Source organism: Methyloceanibacter sp., assembly GCF_050726195.1.
Classification (GTDB): Bacteria; Pseudomonadota; Alphaproteobacteria; order Rhizobiales; family Methyloligellaceae; genus Methyloceanibacter.
Window position 1 is genome coordinate 145,842 of the sequence record NZ_JBOHJC010000004.1, and the last position, 19,816, is coordinate 165,657.

The following is a 19,816-nucleotide window of genomic DNA, read 5'->3' on the forward strand; positions in this document are numbered from 1 at the left end:
TCGAGGCTCGCTTCGCTCGCACCTCAGGACGACGGCCCGAGCCTCGAACCAGACGCCCGAAAAGCTATCGAGGGCAGCGCGGCAGCGAGAAGACGCAACTGGGCACGCCCTCTTTGCGCATCTGCTCCGCCTTTTCGGGATCGTCCTCGCCCTGCCACTCATAGGGGCTGCGCACGTCCTTGTGCGCATAGCTCACGCGCACCAGCGTTCCCTTCTCGAAGGTGAGGCTCGCGGTGCAGTTGGCGCCGGAGGATTTGCTGCCGGTGTCGAACATGCCCGCCTTTTTCTTCTTGTCATCGCCACCGCCACCGCCGCCGCCGGGCACGGGCCCGGCGCCGTTATAGTGGTAGACGAGCGTCTCGGTGGTGGGGCCTGCGGGGATACGCGACCGCGGCTCACCGGCGCATTTCAGGACCTCGGCCTTGCTCATGCCGATATAGGGATCGCCGTGATCGACCCTGGTCAGCTGCTGGAGGGCGTCGCCAGGCCCGGTGTTGGCACAAGCCCCGAGCAAAGCCGCGAGTCCGGCGGCTACGCCGAAGCCCGCGAGCCTAAAGTCAGCCGCGCCCCGGCGCCACCGGGAGTGCTGGTCCCTCAGCAAATCCATCCCCTTCTCATAAGCCTGGTAGGGGCCTAGCGCCAGATTGCGCGGCTTTTTGGGCGGGAAATGCCGCTCCCGCCACATTACCTCGGGACGCAGGCTCTTTCCGCCCGCCGCGCCCAGCCCGCGCCCGTGCTACCCTCGCCCCCGTGGCACTTCTCGTCGCGCTTCATATCCTCGCCGCCGTGGTCTGGGTCGGCGGCATGTTCTTCGCCTATCTGGTGTTGCGCCCCGCGTCAGGTCCGCTTCCGCCGGAAGAGCGGCTCGCGCTATGGCGGCGCGTGTTCGCCCGCTTCTTCCCATGGGTGTGGGCGAGCGTTGTCGTGCTGCTCGCAAGCGGCTACGGCATGATCTTCGGCTATTTCGGCGGCTTCGCCGGCGTCGACCTGCACGTCCATGTCATGCAGGCCACCGGCATTGTCATGATGCTGCTGTTCCTCCATCTCTTCTTCGCGCCATGGCCCCGCTTCCGCGCGGCGATAGACCGGCGCGACTATGGGCAAGCCGGCAAACAGCTCGGCCGGATCCGCCTCATCGTCGCCGCGAACCTTGTGCTCGGCCTCATCACGATTGTCGTAGGCGCGAGCGGGCGGTTCTGATAAAGCCGCTCAGCAGCTTATGTGCGAAGCGGTGTCAGCGAGCACGCGCTTGCGGTGCAACCCCTCAACATCGGGAGATAGTCGATGAGCTTCAACAAAAACTCGCAACCCTATCCCATGCGGAAGGCGGGTAAACGGGTGTTGATCGGTGAGACGCGAGAAGAGGAGGCCGCTCGACTTGAACGGGAGATAGCCGCCCATCCCGTGACGCGGTGCGAGCCTGGTGAGCGTGCCCCGTCCTTATCGCGGCCAGGGTGGAGCAACAAGCCCCTCATGCCGCAGTCAGAGCGGGTCGTAGCCGAGGGGATCGCCAAGAAGATGATGCGGAAGCCAAAGGCCGGAGCCTGACCTCTTTGCCCGCGGGGCTCCCTTCCCTTTAGGGAAGGTGGCGAGACGCCAACGTAACGCGACCCGTCCGTCCCTTGATGGGGAGGGGAGCACGCCCACTCATCGCAGGCAGGGGACGAAATGTGTCAGGCAGGACACATTTGCACAGAGCGACACAAAATCGCCGCCGCCGGACACATTCGGCCACGTTCAGTAATTGGCGAGACACGCGCCGGCCTTATGTCGATGTCTGGAACACCAGGCAAATCGGGGTTCCTCCGCCCGAGGATCAACTGAAGGAGTTTGACATGAACACTATGCTTCGCACCGGCGCGCTGGCGCTCGCGCTTCTCGCCGGCACTGCGCTCGCCGCGGCCCCGGCCATGGCGGGTCACGACCATTGGGGCAAGAAGTCCTGGAACAAGTCGTATAAGAAGTACTCGTACAAGAAGAAGCACAACTACTACGCCCGCAAAAATTACGGCTACCGGAACTACGGCTATCGCGGCTATGGCTACCGGAGCTATGGCTCGAACCCGTACTACGGCTACGGTCGCCGGGCTTACGGCTGGCCCTACTATTACGGTGGGCCCGGGTTCAGCATCACCATTCGCTAGCAGGGAACTGCAGCGAACGCGCGCGAACCCTTCGCCTCGGCAACGTGGCGAAGGGTTCGCTTCAATGTCACCCCGGCAAGAAAACCTAGTCGAGCCGGTCGCCGACCTTCGGCACGAGCTTCCAGCCCCGCGCGGCGAGCTGCGAGGTCGCTAGATTGCTCGCCCGACCCGTGATCCACATCTCGCCCCGCCCCCCTGACGCGAGATCCTCGAGCGGCGCGCTCCAATAGAGATAGTCGACCGGCAGGATGGACACGGTGCCGCGTCCCGTCTGGATCAACGGCGCGCGTCCGGCGCGAACGAAGCCGGTGACCGGCGCGACCTTCGCGGCGTATCTCGCGATCAGCTCAGCCTGGCGGCGGTAATAGAAGGCCATCTCGACCGAATCCGCGCGCGCCGCGGTCTCCACGTAGATCTCCCGCCCGCCCACACTGCCAAGCGTCTTGAGCGCCACGACGATGACCGCCTTGTCGGTCGGCGTGAGATATTGGTTGGCATAGAAGGCGGCGGCGGCACCTTGCGGCACGCTCATGGCGGCGAGGAACTTGTGGCCCTCCTGCTCGAGCTGCGCCGCCGTCTTGTCGCGCAAGGCCTCGCGCAGCTTCTGGCTGGTCGAGGTTGCGCTGATGGCGATGCCGGCGCCGCCGGTGACAAAAGCAAGGCCGACATTGACACCGGTATTGCCGATGGCGCTCGCCGTGGCGAGCCGCCGTAGCTCATCGTCGAGCGGTTTGAAGCTTGTGTAAGGGTCGACGCCGAGATCGAAGGCGAGCTTGCGCCGCGCCTCGGCACCGCCCGTCACCGACGCGACCACGCCTTCCTTGCGCGGGTCGGTCGCCTGCATGGCCGCCCCGACGCTGCCGAACAGATTGCCGACACCCTTGAACGTGTCGCCGACCGTCTTGCCGGGTTCGGTGAGCAGGCCCTTGGCAGTGCCGAGCGGCTTCAGCGCCGTGCGCCCCGCCGCGTCGACGAACGTCTCGGCACCGCCGATCTCCTGAAGCTTCGCCGCGGCCTCCATTTCTCTGGCGCGCACGCGCAACAAGGTCGTCCCCACGATGCGGAAAGTTCCCCATTGGGTGTTCACTGTGAAAACATACTGGTAGTTCTGCATCCCGACATGGTTCTGGACGGTGTAATAGGGGCTTGAGAGCAACGAGGGTGGCAGCACCTGCTGCGCCGTGAATGATGGCGGCTGCTCATATTGCGCGGCGAGCGCTGCACCGGCGCTGACAGTGGCGGCAATCACAATCGTGGGAAGGGGCTTCACGCGGCGTTCAGTGAGCCGCTCGCGACTGATCATTCTGTCCCCCACGCGAAGTCACCAAGCGAAGACACGTAGCATATCCGTGAATTGCAGAGCGGAGAAGATGCACGCGCCCCTCCCCCGCGACATGTTGTCTGCTGCGGAACCCCGTCCGTGCCTCATCCGTTGATCTTCCATGGAAAAAGCCAACGAAAGGAGGCTTCTGATGCGACATGGAATTCGCTACGGCGCGCTTGCGCTCGGCCTCGTGGCCGGTGCCGCGCTCATGGCCCCGCCCGCCATGGCCAACTCGGTCCACAAGGAAGGGTATTTCGGCGGCAGCTGGGACAGAATCGGCCCGCACTCCCGCTACTACGACCGGCGCCATGCCGGCCGCGTCGGCCCGCTCTATAGCAAGCGGTACTATCGTGGCCCTGGCTATTCCGCGCCGCGCGGCTACGCCTATTACGGCCCGCGCCACGGTTACTATGGCGCACCCTATTACTACGATCGCGGCCCGAGCGTCAGCTTCGGCGTTGGCGTCTTCTAGGCCGTAAGCAGCGCGACTTTCGGACCCCTCCCCCCTCGGGAGGGGTCATGCTGTTGGCGCCTACTCCACGCGATTGCGTTTCCTCGGCCGCACGCGCTCGCGCTAGAGTGGGGTCGTTCTTGATGGAGGCGGAGCGTGACGCGGATAGCGGCTTTCGTACTATGTCTCACTCTGGTTGCCGCCGTTGGGGCGGCCTCGGCCTCTGCCCGCGAGGCTGGGGTAACGGAAGGCGTGACGGTCGAGCAACTGCTCGCCGAGCCGCTTGCCGGCGAGCCGGGCAAAGAAGTGGTGACCCATCTCTACACCTTCCCAGGCAACACCGTTCTCCCTTGGCATGTCCACCCCGGCACGCACGAGATCGCTTATGTGCTCGAAGGCGATTTCGCCATCGAGATCGACGGCGAGGCGGCCAAGCCGCTCAAGCCGGGCGAAAGCTTCTATATGCGGCCTGACGCTATTCATCGCGGCATCAGCGGCAAGGAGCCGGTGAAGCTGTTCGTCGTGCGCATCAAGCCGGTCGGCGAGCCGCTCGCCGTCGAAGTCGAGCCGAAGCAGGCCGAGTAGTCTATGCGCCCGCGCGCCGCTTCTTGAGCAGCGCGCGTAACCCCACCGCCCAGGCGCCAGCCACCACGAGCCAGTAGAACACCTTGGCCGGCGTGCCTAGCTCCATGCCGAGCGCGGAGCCCGCGAACGTGCCGAGCCCCGCGACCAGCGTATAGAACGCGGCGAAGGCGAGCACGAAGGCGGTGGCGAAGCGTGGGCGGAAAAATCCGATGAGAGTCCCCACCAGTCCCCAGATGAAATTGACGCCGGCCTGGAGCGGATTGAGGCGGAAGCCGGGCGGGAAGCTCTGCGGGTCGGCATCGAAGCCGTGAAAGGCGTAGGTCACCAGCATGATGCCGCCGAGCGCGAGGAAATAGGCGCTGCACCGCGCCGCCCACACCACGAGCGGCAGCGGCTGCGTTCGGTCCAGCTCCTCGTCGGTCGGCTCTGCCCGTTTGGGCACTTTGCCCCCACCAGCTCTGCTACGGCGCGTCCTCTTCACGCGTCTAGAGGAGATGAGTCTACCCGATCGGGCTTCTGGCGCAATGCCGGTGCGGCGGACCCCGCCCCATAAGGAGCGGCCCTTCGCTTTTTCAAGTTCCCCATTCAGTCATGTCATCGCCCGACTTGATCGGGCGATCCAGTAAACCCCGGCGGCACGCTATTACGAAACACGGTGGTTACTGGATGCCCGCCTGCGCGGGCATGACAAGGAAGAGCCGCTACAAGAAGAAATCGCCTTTGCTGAGGGCGCCCACGGCGACGAAGATTTCGAAGTCGGCCTTGCCGTCGCCATTCACGTCGCCTTGCACGATGACCTTGGAGCCCTTGTCCTCGTAGCGCAGCTCCCCCTTCTTATCGTGGAAGTCGTTCTTTCCGATCCATTTGAACTTCTGATTGCCGCCACCCTTCTTGGCGTCGATGCCCTTGAGGTCGATGTCGTCCTGCCCGCGCTGGAAATGGCTGATCTTGTCGCGCTGACCACCTTTTTTGCTGTCTTTGATCGAATTGAAGTCGAACATGTCCTTGCCGGCATCGCCGAACATGGTGTCACGTCCCGCGCCGCCGGTGAGGGCATCGTCGCCGATTCCGCCGCGCAATGTGTCATTGCCGCTTTGGCCGAGGAGCTTGTCGTTGCCGTCGAGGCCATTGAGACTGTTGGCGCCGGCGTTCCCCGTGAGCGTGTTCACGCCGGAATTGCCAATGAGACTGAAGCCCCCAGATCCCTGCAGCATGAGGTTCTCGACATTGCCATAATTGACGAGGCTGAGACTCATGCTCGACGAGACCACCGTATCGAGGCCCTCCGATGTGCCCTCGATGATCGTGTCGGCGGCATCGACATGGTAGGTATCGTGACCATCGCCGCCGACCAAGGTGTCGGCGCCCAAGCCGCCGATTAGCGTATCGTTGCCGCCGCTACCTTCGAGCGTGTTGTCAGCATCGTTGCCGATCAGCGTGTCATGGCCATTGCCGCCGACGGCGTTCTCGATGACCACGTCGTTGGCGATGGTGAAGCCGCCGAGAATGCCGCCGGCATGCGAGACGAAGCCGCCGGCGTTGACGCCGAGCAGCGGCGCGGCCCTGAGGTCGATGGTCGCCCCGAGAGTCGAGCCGAAATTCGAGATCGTGTCCTCGCCGCCGGTGTCCCAGATCGCCTGCCAACCCGTGCCGATGACATTCGAATCAGGCAGGAAGTAAACGTCGTCGCCCGCGTTGGTATTCTCGTTGAGCCCGTAGAGCGCCTTCAGCGCCGCGATGTCGAAGGCTCCGAGGCCCCCCTGTTGGCCAAATTCCGCGGGCGGCGGCGCCTCGCCGGTCCATCCCTGCTTGTAGGACATGGCCGTGAAGATCGCCTGGTTCTGGGCGTTGGTGCCGACCGACTGATCGTTGTTGAAGAACACGCCGGGGAAACGGCCGCGGTCCGGCTCGCTGCCACCGTCATGCGGATGCACGAGGCCTAGCGCGTGACCGATCTCGTGGGTGATGGTGAGCTGGCCATAGCCGCCAAAGTTCAGCGTCTCCTCGCTCCACTGCGTCTGGTCGAAGATGAGCCAGAGATGGCCGTCGACCGTCTTGCTGATGAAGTCAGAGCCGGCCGCCGCGCCGTCGAACAACGGCTTTTGCCAGAAGACGAAGTTCGCCTCTTCGACCGAGCCCGCCTCGTCGAATTGAATCCCCGTGATGTCCGTGTAGAGATCGAGCGAGCGCATGACGGCGTCGACCTCGTCCTGCGACCAGCCGTCGACTGTGTCGTCACAGCCGAGGTCGAAATTCGTGCCATGCACATCGATGGCGGCATCGAGATTGGCCTGCTCGCCGAACCAAAAAGTGATGGGCCCCGCGTCCTTGTCCCACTTGGCCCAGCCGTTCACCAGCGCGTCGATATAGGGATGGGCGCCGACCGTCGGCCTGCCGTCCAAGCCGGTGATGACCTGGTCGGACGCATCCGTGAAGCTCAGCGCATAGTCGCCGCCGAAAAACTCGCGGATGGTGAACACGTGATCGTCCGGGGCATTGTCGAGACTGATCGTCTTGGTCACCGCGCCAGGTCCGGTGACGATGTTGCCGGCCACGTCGTTGATGAACGTCAGGATGAGCTGGCCGGCCTGAATTTCGGTGTGCGCCAACGTTGGATTGGCGAGACCTGTCCAATCGTCGAGCATGTCCCCGTTAAGCTCGATGGTGCAGCCGGTGGACAGACCTGAGATCGAGCCGCTGAAGTTCGCCGGATCGTCGAACTTGAGGATCGACGAATGCGCGAGCGAGGTATCGGCGCGATCGAGGAACGCCACATCGACACTGCAATCATCGGTCAGAACAAGTATCGCCGAATCGTCGATCTGGAGCGTGCCGGTGCCGGTTACCTCGGAATCGAGCACGAGCGTGCCGTTGGCGGCGCTGATCGTGCCACCGCCGTTGACGACGATGCTCGGCGCCGAAATCGTGCCGTGGCCGATGACCTTGCCATTCCCGTCGACCAGGAATTGTCCAGGCACGTAGCCGCCGTCGCCGCCGACGTGAAAGCTCGATGTGTCGAACAGGCCGATGCCTGAGTCGTTGGCGTTGTCCAGAATGAGCGTGTCGGCGATCGAGGTGTAGCCCTTGGTGCTCACCGCAAGCACGCCGCTCGTTCCGGCGTAGGTCCAGTCGCCGCAATGGTCGACGGTCCCCATGCCGTTGCCGACCGTGATGTTCTGCGCCTTGAGCGTTCCCAACGGGCCGGAGAAATCGAACACCTCGACCCTGCCGCCGTCTGCCGTGACGCCGATGTCGACGTCACCGGCAACATCGAGAAGGCCGCCGAGCGACCGCACCAGGCCAAAGCCGGTGACATCGAGCGAGGCGATGCTCGCCTCCGACTGGGTGCCGTCCGGCGACCGGTCGACGAACATTTCCCCACGCGAATTGAACGCCGAGCCGTCGATCTCGACAGCAAGGCCCGACGCATCGAGCGTGCCGCCGGTAAGGCTGATCGCGTCGCCGTCGTTCAAGGAGAGCGTGCCGGCGCTCGCGACATTCACTTCCCCGCCGTCGGTGATGCCGAGCGTCGAGTCGCCGCCGGCGAAGCTGATCGTATCGACGTTCAGGATCGCATCGTCGTCGACTGAGACATCCGACTGTGTGCCGGTGAAATCGAGGGCGCCGTCGACGGTCATCGTCCCGCCTTGCAGCGACACGTCGATCGTGCCGCTGTCGCCGCCGACATTGAGATCGTTATTGAGCGTGATGGTGCCGCCGCGGCCCTGAATATTGCCGGTTATCGTGTCGGCGGTGAGCGTCCCGTTGCCCCAGACCGTGGCGGCACCGGCCACGGTGCCGTTGATGGTCATGGTGGCGCCGCCCCCAACGGCGTTGACGTTGCCCACTGTCACCAAGGTCGTGGCACTGTCGGCGGTAACCGTCGCGTTGTGGGTGATTGTGAGATTTATGACTTCATCGACGCTCAAGGACCCGCCATTGCCGCCCGAGCCCGAGCCCGTCACGGTGTCCCCGGCCATTGGCAGCATGGTCGCCGTCGGACCGTCGGCAGATCCAATGCGATAGCGATTGACGTCGCTGAGATCGCCACCCAGGAAAAAATAGTCGGTCATCCACACCTCCCTCGCGCCCAATGCGCGGCTCGCTTGGCCGCCGGGATGTTCTCGCTGCGGCTGCCCTCGGCTAGGCGCCGCAAACAGCAATTATGGGCGGTGTTCGACCCGGCACTGTGACAGGCCTCACAAAGAGGCTGGGAACCCCTTCCTGGCCTCGGCAAATCCCCGCCTTGCGCCCGCCCCCGATTGCATTTAACCAAACCTCGCGTCCAGCCCTGCCTGGACGCGTAGCGGCGGCCATCTCGAGAAGGGGGTTTTCATGGCGCGGAGTAAGATTGCATTGATCGGCGCCGGCCAGATCGGCGGCACCATCGCCCACCTCGCCGGCATCAAGGAGCTTGGCGACATTATCCTGTTCGACGTGGTGGACGGCGTGCCGCAAGGCAAAGCGCTCGATCTCTCCCACTCCGCCCCGGTCCACGGCTTCGTCCCCAAGTTCAAGGGCGCCAACGAATATGCCGAGATCAAGGACGCCGACGTGGTGATCGTCACCGCCGGCGTGCCGCGCAAGCCCGGCATGAGCCGCGACGACCTTCTCGAGATCAACTTGAAGGTCATGGAGCAGGTTGGCGCCGGCTTGCGCAAATACGCGCCTGAGGCCTTCGTCATCTGCGTCACCAACCCCCTCGACGCCATGGTGTGGGCCTTGCAGAAGACCTCCGGCCTGCCGCGCAACAAGGTGGTCGGCATGGCCGGCGTGCTCGACTCGGCCCGCTTCCGCTTCTTCCTCTCCGAGGAGTTTGACGTCAGCCCGCAGGACATCCACACCATGGTGCTCGGCGGCCACGGCGACACCATGGTGCCGCTGATCCGCTATTCGTCGGTCGCCGGCATTCCGCTTGCCGACCTCGTCAAGATGCGCTGGATCACTCAGAAGCGGCTCGACGAGATCGTGCAGCGCACCCGTGACGGCGGCGCCGAGATCGTCGGCCTGCTCAAGACGGGCTCGGCCTACTATGCTCCCGCCTCCGCCGCGCTCGACATGGCTGAGTCCTATCTCAACAACGAGAAGCGCGTGCTGCCCGCCGCCGCCTATCTCAACGGCGAATACGGCGTGAAGGGCATCTATGCCGGCGTCCCGGTCATCATCAGCGCCAAGGGCGTCGAGCGCGTCATCGAGCTCGACCTGTCCTCGGCCGAGAAGGACGCGTTCATGCATTCAGTGGAGTCGGTCAAGGCGCTGGTCGAGCTGTGCCAAAGGATCGCGCCCAACCTCGCCACGGCTTAGGCTAGGCTCGCGCCGCTATGGGTGGGGGGGGGTGGCATGAATATTCACGAGTACCAGGCGAAGGATCTGCTCAAGCAGTATGGCGCGCCGGTGGCGCCGGGCGGTATCGCCACGAGCCCGCACGAGGCTGCGGCGCGGGCGCGCGAGCTCGGCGGCGACACCTTCGTGGTCAAGGCGCAGATCCATGCCGGCGGTCGCGGCAAAGGCGGCGGCATCAAGCTCGTCAAGACGCTCGAAGAGCTGCACGCCGAAGCCGACCGCATGCTCGGCAAGCCGCTCGTCACGCCGCAGACCGGCCCCAAGGGCCGCATCGTGCGCAGCGTCTATGTGGTCAAGGATGCGACCATCGCCCGGGAGCTCTACCTCTCGCTTCTGGTCGACCGCTCGACCGGCCGCCTCGCCTTCGTCGCCTCGACCGAAGGCGGGGTCAACATCGAGGAGGTCGCCGCCAAGACGCCCGAGCTGATCACCACCATCGACGTCGATCCGGCCTCGGGGCTCAGCGCCTTCCACGGCCGCGTCATCGCCGCGGCGCTGAAGCTCGACGGCGACCTTGCCAAGCAATGCGCGAAGCTCGTGGCGGCGCTCTACAAGCTCTTCATCGACAAGGACGCGAGCCTGATCGAGATCAACCCCCTGATCGTCACCAAGGAAGGCAACCTCCTCTGCCTCGACGCCAAGATGGGCTTTGAGGACAATGCGCTGTTCCGCCATCCCGACATCGCCGCGCTTCGCGACATCCACGAAGAGGACCCGGCCGAGGTCGAGGCCTCCAAGCACGATCTGTCCTATGTGAAGCTCGATGGCACCATCGGCTGCATGGTCAACGGCGCCGGTCTCGCCATGGCCACCATGGACATCATCAAGCTCTATGGCGGGGAGCCCGCCAACTTCCTCGATGTAGGCGGCGGCGCCACCAAGGAGCGCGTCACCGAGGCGTTCAAGATCATCCTGTCCGACCCGAACGTGAAGGGCGTGCTGGTCAATATCTTTGGCGGCATCATGCGCTGCGACACCATCGCCGAAGGCATCATCGCCGCCGCCCGCGAGACCCATCTTGCCGTGCCGCTCGTGGTTCGCCTTGAGGGCACCAACGTGGAGCGCGGCAAGGAGCTGTTGCGCGACTCCGGCCTCGCCATCATCCCCGCCGACGACCTCGACGATGCGGCCAAAAAGGCCGTCGCCGCCCTCAAATAGGGGGCTTGAAAATTCACACAGTTACACATATCCTGTGTAAATGAAGAACATTACGCTGGCCATCGATGAGGATGTGTTGCGGCAGGCCCGCATCTATGCCGCAGAGCACGGCACCACCGTGAACGCGCTCGTGCGCGACTATCTCACCGGCCTTGTCAGATGGGAGGAGAGAGCGGCCGAAGCGCGCAAACGCCTCGTCAAGATGAGCGAGGAGTCCGAAGGACGCCTGGGGCCCGATTGGAAATGGAACCGCGAGGAAATCTATGAAGATCGAATGTTTCCTCGACACGAACGTCCTGCTTTACGCGGCTTTGGGGAAGAAGGCGGAGGAGGCCAAGAGGGCGAAGGCAGCTGACCTAATCGGGCGCTTGGCCTTTGGCGTTTCCACTCAGGTCCTGCAAGAGTTCTATACCGCTGCAATCAAACAACGCACCGGCGCCCCGCTCTCTCCCGCGAATGCACGCAGGTGGGTGGAGGATCTCTCGAGGCAACCTTGCGCCATCGTGGATGAGGTTCTGATTCAGATGGCCATAGAAGTTTCGTGGCGCTACCGCATCAATTATTGGGACGGCGCGATCCTTGCAGCGGCCGAACGCTTGGGCGCAGAAATCGTCTATACCGAAGACCTCAATCACGAGCAGAGCTATGGCCCGGTTCGTGTCATCAATCCATTTCTTTGAAGGAGTAAGCGTGGGGGTCCATGTCCGTTCTCGTCGATAAGAATACGCGCGTCATCTGCCAGGGCTTCACCGGCGCCCAAGGCACGTTCCACTCCGAGCAAGCCATCGCCTACGGCACCAAGATGGTGGGCGGCGTGACCCCCGGCAAAGGCGGCACCACCCATCTCGGCCTGCCCGTATTCGACACGGTGCGCGACGCGTTCGAAGCGACCGGCGCCGATGCCTCCGCCATCTACGTGCCGCCGCCCTTCGCCGCCGACGCCATCCTGGAGGCGATCGACGCGGGCATCCGCCTCGTCGTCTGCATTACCGAAGGCGTGCCCGTGCTCGACATGGTCAAGGTCAAGCGCGCGCTGTGCGAGTCAGGCACGCGCCTGGTCGGCCCGAATTGCCCCGGCGTCATCACCCCCGGCCAATGCAAGATCGGCATCATGCCCGGCCATATCCACATGCCGGGCAAGGTCGGCATCGTGTCGCGCTCCGGCACCCTCACCTATGAGGCCGTGGCCCAGACCACCGCCGTCGGCCTCGGCCAATCGACCTGCATCGGCATCGGCGGCGATCCCGTCAACGGCACGAATTTCGTCGACGCGCTGTCGCTGTTCCTCGAGGACGACGAAACCGAGGCCATCATCATGATCGGCGAGATCGGCGGCAGCGCCGAGGAGGACGCCGCCGAGTTCCTCATCACCGCCGGCAATACCAAGCCTGTGGTCGGCTTCGTCGCCGGCGCCACCGCGCCGCCAGGCCGGCGCATGGGCCATGCCGGTGCCGTGATTTCGGGCGGCAAAGGCGACGCAAAGAGTAAAATTGAGGCAATGCAGGCGGCCGGCATTGTCGTGTCCCAATCGCCCGCCGCCCTTGGAACGACGCTTGCACGAATATTACATGACAGGTGAGCCGGGCGCCCAACCCTCGCCTTGATTGCCCTTCACGCCGGTGATCCACTAGCCGACCGGCAGGTTTGGTCCGATGACACGACATGAGCTGAACGACGTCTTTGCGCAGACGTCGTTCCTGCATGGCGCCAACGCCACCTATCTCGCTGACCTCTACGCCCGCTTCGAGACGGACCCCGCCTCGCTCGACGCCGAATGGCAGAGCTTCTTTGCCAGCCTCGGCGACGCTGCGGACGACGTGCTCGCCGAGGCGCGCGGGCCGTCATGGAGCGAAGCGAAGAGCACCTTCCCGGTGCCGGCTGCACCGCGCGGCGCTCTGACCCGGCAGCAGGCCGTCGACGCGGCGCGCGACACGTTGGGCGCCCGCCTGCTGATCCGGGCCTACCGCACGCGCGGCCACCTCATCGCCAAGCTCGACCCGCTCGAGCTCGTCACCCGCCGCGAGCATCCGGAGCTCAAGCCCAAGACCTACGGCTTCACCAAGGCCGATTACGACCGGCCCATCTTCATTGGCGGCGCCTTCGGGCTCGAATTCGCCACGTTGCGCCAGGTGCTCGACATCCTGCGCCGCACCTATGCCGGCACGATCGGCTTCGAGTACATGCACATCTCCGATCCCGTGCAGCGCGCCTGGATCCAGGAGCGTATCGAGGGCATGGACAAGGAGGTGCGCTTCACCTCGCAAGGCAAGCGCGCCATCCTCGCCAAGCTCATCGAGGCGGAAGGCTGCGAGCGCTTCCTCAACGTCAAATATACCGGCACCAAGCGTTTCGGTCTCGACGGCGGCGAATCCATGGTTCCGGCGCTCGAGCAGATCATCAAGCGCGGCGGCCAGCTCGGCGTGCGCGAGATCGTGCTCGGCATGCCGCATCGCGGGCGCCTCAACGTGCTGGCCAATGTCATGACCAAGCCCTGGCGCGCCATCTTCAACGAGTTCCGCGGCGGCTCGGCCCAGCCCGACGACGTCGAAGGCTCCGGCGACGTCAAATATCACCTTGGCGCGTCGTCCGACCGCGAATTCGACGAAAACCGCGTGCATCTGTCGCTTACCGCCAACCCCTCGCATCTCGAGATTGTCGACCCCGTGGTGCTTGGCAAGGTTCGCGCCAAGCAGGATCAACTTGGCGACAAGGAGCGGAAGCAAGTCTTGCCGCTCCTCCTCCATGGCGACGCCGCATTCGCCGGCCAAGGCGTTGTGGCCGAATGCTTGAGCCTGTCGGGCCTGCGCGGACACCGCACCGGCGGCTCGATCCACTTCATCGTCAACAACCAGATCGGCTTCACCACGGCGCCGCGTTTCGCCCGCTCGTCGCCTTACCCGTCCGACGTCGCCAAGATGATCGACGCGCCGATCTTCCATGTGAATGGCGACGATCCGGAGGCCGTGGTCCACGTCACCAAGATCGCCACCGAGTTCCGCCAGCAATTCGGTAAGCCCGTCGTCATCGACATGTTCTGCTACCGCCGGCATGGCCATAACGAGGCTGACGAGCCGGCCTTCACCCAGCCCTTGATGTATCAGCGCATCGCCGAGCATCCGGGGGTGGTCGACCTCTACGCCGAGCGCCTCATCGGCGAGGGCCTGTTCACCCGCGAGGAGGTCGATGACCTCCAGGCGCGGTTCCGCGGCTACCTCGAGGAGGAGTTCGCCGCGGGCGAGGGCTACCGGCCCAATCGCGCCGACTGGCTCGACGGCAAATGGTCCGGCATCGGCCATGCCGAGGAAGGCGCCCGCCGCGGCACGACCGCCGTCGATCTCAGCGTGCTCAAGGAGGTCGGCGAGAAGATCACCACCATCCCCAAGAGCTTCACGCCGCACAAGACCATCGCCCGCATCATGGCGGGGCGCCGCAAGATGATCGACGACGGCAAAGGCATCGACTGGGCGACCGCCGAGGCGCTCGCCTTCAGCACGCTCCTCGTGGAGGGTTTCAAGGTCCGCCTGTCGGGCCAGGATTCCGAGCGCGGCACCTTCTCCCAGCGCCATTCGGTGCTCATGGATCAGGTCAACGAGAAGAAGTACACGCCGCTCAAGCACATCGCCAAGGAGCAGGCAGAGTTCGAGGTCATCAATTCCATGCTCTCGGAGGAAGCCGTGCTCGGCTTCGAGTATGGCTACAGCCTCGCCGAACCCAATGCGCTCGTGCTGTGGGAGGCGCAGTTCGGCGACTTCGCCAACGGCGCGCAGGTGATCATCGACCAGTTTATCTCGAGCGGCGAGCGCAAATGGCTGCGCATGTCGGGGCTCGTTCTCCTTCTGCCGCACGGCTACGAGGGCCAGGGACCGGAGCATTCCTCGGCCCGGCTGGAGCGCTATCTCCAGCTCTGCGCCGAGGACAACTGGCAGATCGTCAACTGCACCACGCCGGCCAACTATTTCCATGTGCTGCGGCGCCAGCTGCACCGCCAGTTCCGCAAGCCCCTGGTGCTCATGACGCCGAAGTCGCTGCTTCGTCACAAGAAGGTGGTATCGGCCCTAGACCAGCTCGGCCCGGAGTCGAGCTTCCACCGCCTGTTGTGGGACGACGCCCAGTTCAAGCCGGATGAGCCCATCAAGCTCGTCCCCGACGAGCAAATCCGGCGTGTGGTGCTCTGCTCCGGCAAGGTCTATTACGACCTCTACGAGGAGCGCGAGAAACGCGGCATCAACGACGTCTACCTGTTGCGCGTCGAGCAGCTTTACCCCTTCCCGGCCCGCGCGCTGATCCAGGAGCTGTCCCGCTTCAAGGACGCCGAGATGGTATGGTGCCAGGAGGAGCCGAAGAACATGGGCGCTTGGAGCTTCATCGAGCCGAACCTCGAATGGGTGCTCGACCACATCGGTGCCAGGCACAGGCGGCCGCGCTATGCTGGACGCCCAAGCTCCGCCGCGACGGCGACCGGGCTGACAAGCAAGCACCAGCGCGAGTTGAAGGCGTTCCTCGACGAGGCGTTGGGCTAGAGGAATAGGCGAACGACGATGGCCACAGAGATCCGCGTGCCGGCCTTGGGAGAATCGGTCGTCGAAGCGACGGTCGGCCAGTGGTTCAAGCAGGCGGGCGATGCGGTCGCCGCCGACGAGCCTTTGGTCGAGCTCGAAACCGACAAAGTCACCGTCGAGGTGCCTGCGCCGGCCTCCGGCGTGCTCTCCGAGATCGTCGTGCAGGCGGGCGACACGGTCGCCGTCGGCGCTCTGCTCGGCGCCATCACCGATGGTGACGGCAAGGCGAAGCCGGCGAAGGCGGAAGCCAAACCCTCCATGGCCGAGACCAAGGCGGCTCCGCCGAAGCCTGCCCCCAAACCCGAACTGAAGGAACTCGAGCGCGAGCCGCAGCCGCGCGAGGAGATTTCCACCGACGAGATGCCGCCGTCCCCCGCCGCCCGTAAGGCGCTTGCCGAGCAAGGGCTCACCCCCGGTGACGTCAAGGGCTCGGGCCGCCGCGGCCAGGTACTGAAGGAGGACGTGACGGCACAAGCCGCGCAGGCGCTGCTTGCCCGCGAGCGGAAGCCGAAGCCGCCTGCCCGCCCGCGCGCGCCCGTCGCCGCGGACGACGAGTCCCGCGAAGAGCGCGTGCGCATGACGCGGCTCCGCCAGACCATTGCCAAGCGCCTCAAGGAGGCGCAAGACACCGCCGCCATGCTCACCACGTTCAATGACGTGGACATGAGCGCGATCATGCAGATCAGGAAGGACTATCGCGAGGCCTTCGAGAAGAAGCACGGCGTCAAGCTCGGCTTCATGGGCTTCTTCGTGAAAGCGTGCGTGCAGGCGCTGAAGGACGTTCCCGCCGTCAACGCCGAGATCGACGGCGAGGACATCGTCTTCAAGAACTATTATCACATCGGCGTCGCCGTCGGCACCGACCGCGGGCTCGTGGTGCCGGTCATCCGCAACGCCGACCAGCTCGGCCTCGCCGAGATCGAGACGGCGATCGCCGATTTCGGCATGCGCGCCCGCGAGGGCAAGCTGGGATTGGAGGAGATGCAAGGCGGCACCTTCACCATCTCCAATGGCGGCATCTACGGCTCGCTGCTGTCGACGCCCATCCTCAATGCGCCGCAGTCGGGCATTCTCGGCATGCATCGCATCGAGGAACGCGCCGTGGTGCGCGACGGCACCATCGTGGCGCGGCCGATGATGTATCTGGCGCTGTCCTACGACCACCGCCTGGTCGACGGCAAAGAGGCCGTCACCTTCCTGGTGAACGTCAAGGACTCGCTCGAGAACCCGGCTCGCCTCGTCCTCGATCTGTGAGACGATAGGGCATGGCTCAATTCGACCTGATCGTCATCGGCACCGGCCCCGGCGGCTATGTGTGCGCCATCCGTGCCGCGCAACTCGGCATGAAGGTCGCCGTGGTGGAGAAGCGCGCCAACTATGGCGGCACCTGCCTCAATGTCGGTTGCATTCCGTCGAAGGCGCTGCTGCACGCGAGCGAAGCCTATGCCGAGGCCGCCAATGGCTTTGCGGACATGGGCATCAAGGTGAAACCGCAGCTCGACCTTGGCGCCATGCTCGCCTTCAAGGACGAAGGTGTGAAGGGCAATGTCGACGGCGTCGCCTTTCTCCTGAAGAAGCACACGATCGACCATTTCCACGGCACCGGCCGCATCCGCGCGCCAGGCAAGGTCGAGGTGACGTTCATCAACGGCGAGAAGCAGACGATCGAGGCCAAGAACATTGTCATCGCCACCGGCTCAGAGGTGGCGAGCCTGCCCGGCATCGACATCGACGAGAAGCGCATCGTTTCCTCCACCGGTGCCTTGTCGCTGCCCGAAGTGCCGAAGCGCATGGTGGTGATCGGCGGCGGCTATATCGGGCTCGAGCTCGGCTCGGTGTGGTCGCGGCTCGGCTCGGAGGTGACCGTGGTCGAGATGCTGCCGCGCATCACCCCTGGCCTCGACGGCGAGGTGGCGCGCCAGTTTCAGCGCGCGCTGGAGAAGCAGGGCCTCAAATTCAAGCTCGGCGCCAAGGTCGCGGGCGTCGATGCCAAAGGCAAGAGCCTGAAGCTCACGGTCGAGCCGGCAAATGGCGGCAAGGCGGAGACCATCGAATGCGACGTGTTGCTGGTCGCGGTCGGCCGCGCGCCCAACACCCAAGGGCTCGGCCTCGCCGCGGCCGGTGTGAAGACGGACAATCGCGGCCGGATCGTGGTGGACCCGCACTTCCAGACCAATGTGCCGGGCATCTACGCCATCGGCGACGTCATCGCCGGCCCCATGCTCGCCCACAAGGCGGAGGACGAGGGCGTGGCCGTCGCCGAGATCCTCGCCGGCCAGGCGGGCCACGTGAACTACGACGTGATCCCCTCGGTGGTCTACACCGCGCCCGAGGTAGCCTCCGTCGGCAAGACCGAGGAGGAGCTGAAGGAGGCCGGCGTGACCTACAAGGTCGGCAAGTTCCCCTTCACCGCCAATGGCCGCGCCAAGGTCAACCGCACCACCGAAGGCTTCGTCAAGGTGCTGGCCGATGCCGCGACCGACCGCGTGCTCGGCGTGCATATTCTCGGTGCCGACGCCGGCACCATGATCGCCGAGGCCGCCGTGCTGATGGAGTTCGGCGGCTCGGCCGAGGACCTCGCCCGCACCTGCCACGCCCATCCCACGTTGAACGAGGCGGTGAAGGAAGCGGCCCTCGCCGTCGACAAGCGTCCCATCCATATGTGAAATCGGGGCGCATCGGCCTTATATTGACCCGTATGGCACGCGCTCCATTGGAGCGCACAAATGCCGGGAGGTACGTGCATGGCCGAGTTCGTCAAGGCGGCGCGCACGGACGAGGTCCCGCCGGGCCAGTGCAAGCTCGCCATCGTCAAGGGCAAGGAGATCGTCGTCTTCAACATCGGCGGCGAATTTTTCGCCCTCGACAATCTCTGCACCCACGAGGAAGGACCGCTCTGCGAGGGAGAGGTCGAAGGCTTCGAGGTGACTTGCCCGTGGCATGGCGCCAAGTTCGACATCCGCACCGGCGAGGTGCTTCAGGACCCGGCCTATGACGCCGTCGCCCGCTACAACGTCCGCGTGACCGGCGAAGACATCGAGGTCGAGGTCTAGCGCCATGCCATACCGCTTTGCGCTGAGCGCATCATCCGCTCACAGGCTAATCGCCTGCGGGTACCTTTCAGGCGACGAGCGGGTTGGAATATCCGGCCACCAGCTTGACGAGGTCGGCTTGTCGCCGGACGCCGGTCTTCCCGTAGAGCCTGCCAAGATGGGTTTTGACCGTGGTCTCGGCGCTGCCGAGCGCCTCGGCGACTTCCGGTACGCCGCCCACCTCAACGATGGCGAGCAGCACCCGCAGCTCCGTTGGCGTGAGCTTATAGGTCTTCGCAATCACCTCCGGCATTGAGGGCGTGTCGAGTGCGGCCTTGTGCACGAACAGCGCGGCGGCAGCCTTGTGCGTCGCGCCCGCCTGTCGTCGCGCGCCCGAGCTGAGAGGCAAAACGTGCGCGAGGTAGCGCTCGCCGCCGGGCTTGGCGAGCGGCATGGCAATGCCCTTGACGCCGAGCACAGCGTCGCCCTCGCCGGCCGCCATGAAGGCCTCATGCAGGGCCGCATCCGCCTCGCCGTCGCTCGCGGAAAGCTTTAGTCCGGCTGCGTGTAACACCGCACCCTCAGCCAGCATCGCATGGCCAGCGGCATTGGCATGCACGATGCGCCCCCTCGCATCGACGAGAAACATGCCGGCGGACAGAGCGTCGAGCATCTCGGCGAAGCTGTCGGCTTGCGTGGCTTTCAGCTCGATCACCCTGGAGATCAGCACTGCGCGGCGGACATGGGGCGCCACGAGCCGCATGCGACGGCGCATCTCCACATCTACAAAACCTTGCGCCTCGTTGCGGACGACGCTCAGAAGCGAAAAGCTCGTCGCTGATTTCTCGAGGATGACGTTCGCGGCGTCCCACCAGCCTTGTGGCTCGACCCACTCACGGAAGAAGCGTGTCTCGCGTATTTCTTCCATGGGCATGACGTCCGATATGGCAGTCACCTGGCCGACCGGATAGAAGATGAGAGCGCTGAGGGGATCAAACCGCCAGTAGGTCTCCTGGTAGAGCCTGATGTAGTGCTCGTCGACGCCAAAATTGTAATGAATATTGCCGATTCGGCTCACCGAGTCCTTGGAAAGAAGTCCCGCCGTCTTACCACCGACGAAATCGGCAATTTTGGATAGAACCCCAAGCCACAGCGCTGCATCGAGCGTGGCGTCGTAGATGTCGCCGATTAGAAGGGAGAGCTGTTCCTCTTCGCGCATG

At 64.7% G+C, this 19,816-nt stretch carries 18 protein-coding genes; 13 read left to right on the forward strand and 5 right to left on the reverse strand.

From position 1 onward, the window contains the following. Positions 1 to 64: 64 nt before the first annotated feature. A complete protein-coding gene (locus tag ACRECX_RS04330; protein ID WP_431557580.1) occupies positions 65 to 607 on the reverse strand; it encodes a hypothetical protein in 543 nt (180 codons plus the stop codon). Between the two features lie 143 nt (positions 608 to 750). Between ACRECX_RS04330 and ACRECX_RS04335 the strand changes: the two genes are divergently transcribed. Both ACRECX_RS04335 and ACRECX_RS04340 read left to right on the forward strand, forming a co-directional pair. Next, entirely contained in the window at positions 751 to 1,200 is a 450-nt protein-coding gene (locus tag ACRECX_RS04335) for a CopD family protein (protein WP_431557581.1), read from the forward strand. A 635-nt stretch (positions 1,201 to 1,835) separates the two neighbouring features. Then, the gene (locus ACRECX_RS04340; protein ID WP_431557582.1) at positions 1,836 to 2,144 is read left to right on the forward strand and encodes a hypothetical protein; all 309 of its coding nucleotides are present in this window, start codon (positions 1,836 to 1,838) and stop codon (positions 2,142 to 2,144) included. A gap of 85 nt (positions 2,145 to 2,229) precedes the next feature. Here ACRECX_RS04340 and ACRECX_RS04345 read toward each other — a convergent pair whose 3' ends face one another. Continuing rightward, positions 2,230 to 3,447, reverse strand: a complete 1,218-nt coding sequence (locus tag ACRECX_RS04345) for a hypothetical protein (RefSeq protein ID WP_431557583.1) — start codon at positions 3,445 to 3,447, stop codon at positions 2,230 to 2,232. A gap of 169 nt (positions 3,448 to 3,616) precedes the next feature. On the opposite strand from ACRECX_RS04345, the gene ACRECX_RS04350 reads away from it, so the two are divergent. After that, positions 3,617 to 3,940, forward strand: a complete 324-nt coding sequence (locus ACRECX_RS04350) for a hypothetical protein (protein WP_431557584.1) — start codon at positions 3,617 to 3,619, stop codon at positions 3,938 to 3,940. A 135-nt stretch (positions 3,941 to 4,075) separates the two neighbouring features. Next, positions 4,076 to 4,504, forward strand: a complete 429-nt coding sequence (locus ACRECX_RS04355; protein ID WP_431557585.1) for a cupin domain-containing protein — start codon at positions 4,076 to 4,078, stop codon at positions 4,502 to 4,504. Between the two features lies 1 nt (position 4,505). Here the strand turns inward: ACRECX_RS04355 and ACRECX_RS04360 are convergent, their stop codons facing one another. Together ACRECX_RS04360 and ACRECX_RS04365 are read right to left on the reverse strand one after the other, a co-directional pair. Beyond that, entirely contained in the window at positions 4,506 to 4,946 is a 441-nt protein-coding gene (locus tag ACRECX_RS04360; RefSeq protein WP_431557586.1) for a hypothetical protein, read from the reverse strand. A gap of 259 nt (positions 4,947 to 5,205) precedes the next feature. Continuing rightward, entirely contained in the window at positions 5,206 to 8,577 is a 3,372-nt protein-coding gene (locus ACRECX_RS04365; protein WP_431557587.1) for a M10 family metallopeptidase C-terminal domain-containing protein, read from the reverse strand. 262 nt (positions 8,578 to 8,839) lie between these two features. Between ACRECX_RS04365 and mdh the strand changes: the two genes are divergently transcribed. The 9 genes from mdh (at position 8,840) to ACRECX_RS04410 (ending at position 18,617) form a co-directional block, all read left to right on the forward strand. Then, the gene (gene mdh / locus ACRECX_RS04370; RefSeq protein WP_431557588.1) at positions 8,840 to 9,808 is read left to right on the forward strand and encodes a malate dehydrogenase; all 969 of its coding nucleotides are present in this window, start codon (positions 8,840 to 8,842) and stop codon (positions 9,806 to 9,808) included. A gap of 36 nt (positions 9,809 to 9,844) precedes the next feature. Next, positions 9,845 to 11,005, forward strand: coding sequence for an ADP-forming succinate--CoA ligase subunit beta (gene sucC / locus ACRECX_RS04375; RefSeq protein WP_431557589.1), 1,161 nt, complete (start codon positions 9,845 to 9,847; stop codon positions 11,003 to 11,005). 40 nt (positions 11,006 to 11,045) lie between these two features. Beyond that, positions 11,046 to 11,360, forward strand: a complete 315-nt coding sequence (locus tag ACRECX_RS04380) for a DUF6364 family protein (protein ID WP_431557590.1) — start codon at positions 11,046 to 11,048, stop codon at positions 11,358 to 11,360. Beyond that, the gene (locus ACRECX_RS04385; protein ID WP_431557591.1) at positions 11,269 to 11,685 is read left to right on the forward strand and encodes a PIN domain-containing protein; all 417 of its coding nucleotides are present in this window, start codon (positions 11,269 to 11,271) and stop codon (positions 11,683 to 11,685) included. The genes ACRECX_RS04380 and ACRECX_RS04385 overlap by 92 nt, the downstream gene beginning before the upstream one ends. A 20-nt stretch (positions 11,686 to 11,705) precedes the next feature. Further along, positions 11,706 to 12,584: a succinate--CoA ligase subunit alpha gene (gene sucD / locus ACRECX_RS04390; RefSeq protein ID WP_431557592.1), complete on the forward strand. Its 879-nt coding sequence runs from the start codon at positions 11,706 to 11,708 to the stop codon at positions 12,582 to 12,584. Positions 12,585 to 12,657: 73 nt separating this feature from the next. Next, positions 12,658 to 15,525 carry a 2-oxoglutarate dehydrogenase E1 component gene (locus tag ACRECX_RS04395; protein WP_431557593.1) on the forward strand — a complete coding sequence of 956 codons (2,868 nt, stop codon included), beginning with the start codon at positions 12,658 to 12,660 and terminating at the stop codon, positions 15,523 to 15,525. An 18-nt stretch (positions 15,526 to 15,543) separates the two neighbouring features. After that, a complete protein-coding gene (gene odhB / locus ACRECX_RS04400; RefSeq protein ID WP_431557594.1) occupies positions 15,544 to 16,818 on the forward strand; it encodes a 2-oxoglutarate dehydrogenase complex dihydrolipoyllysine-residue succinyltransferase in 1,275 nt (424 codons plus the stop codon). Between the two features lie 11 nt (positions 16,819 to 16,829). Beyond that, the gene (lpdA, locus tag ACRECX_RS04405; RefSeq protein ID WP_431557595.1) at positions 16,830 to 18,230 is read left to right on the forward strand and encodes a dihydrolipoyl dehydrogenase; all 1,401 of its coding nucleotides are present in this window, start codon (positions 16,830 to 16,832) and stop codon (positions 18,228 to 18,230) included. A 78-nt stretch (positions 18,231 to 18,308) separates the two neighbouring features. Then, a complete protein-coding gene (locus tag ACRECX_RS04410) occupies positions 18,309 to 18,617 on the forward strand; it encodes a Rieske (2Fe-2S) protein (RefSeq protein WP_431557596.1) in 309 nt (102 codons plus the stop codon). 67 nt (positions 18,618 to 18,684) lie between these two features. On the opposite strand, the gene ACRECX_RS04415 is transcribed toward ACRECX_RS04410, so the two are convergent. Next, positions 18,685 to 19,815, reverse strand: coding sequence for a helix-turn-helix transcriptional regulator (locus tag ACRECX_RS04415; RefSeq protein WP_431557597.1), 1,131 nt, complete (start codon positions 19,813 to 19,815; stop codon positions 18,685 to 18,687). Position 19,816 lies beyond the last annotated feature (1 nt).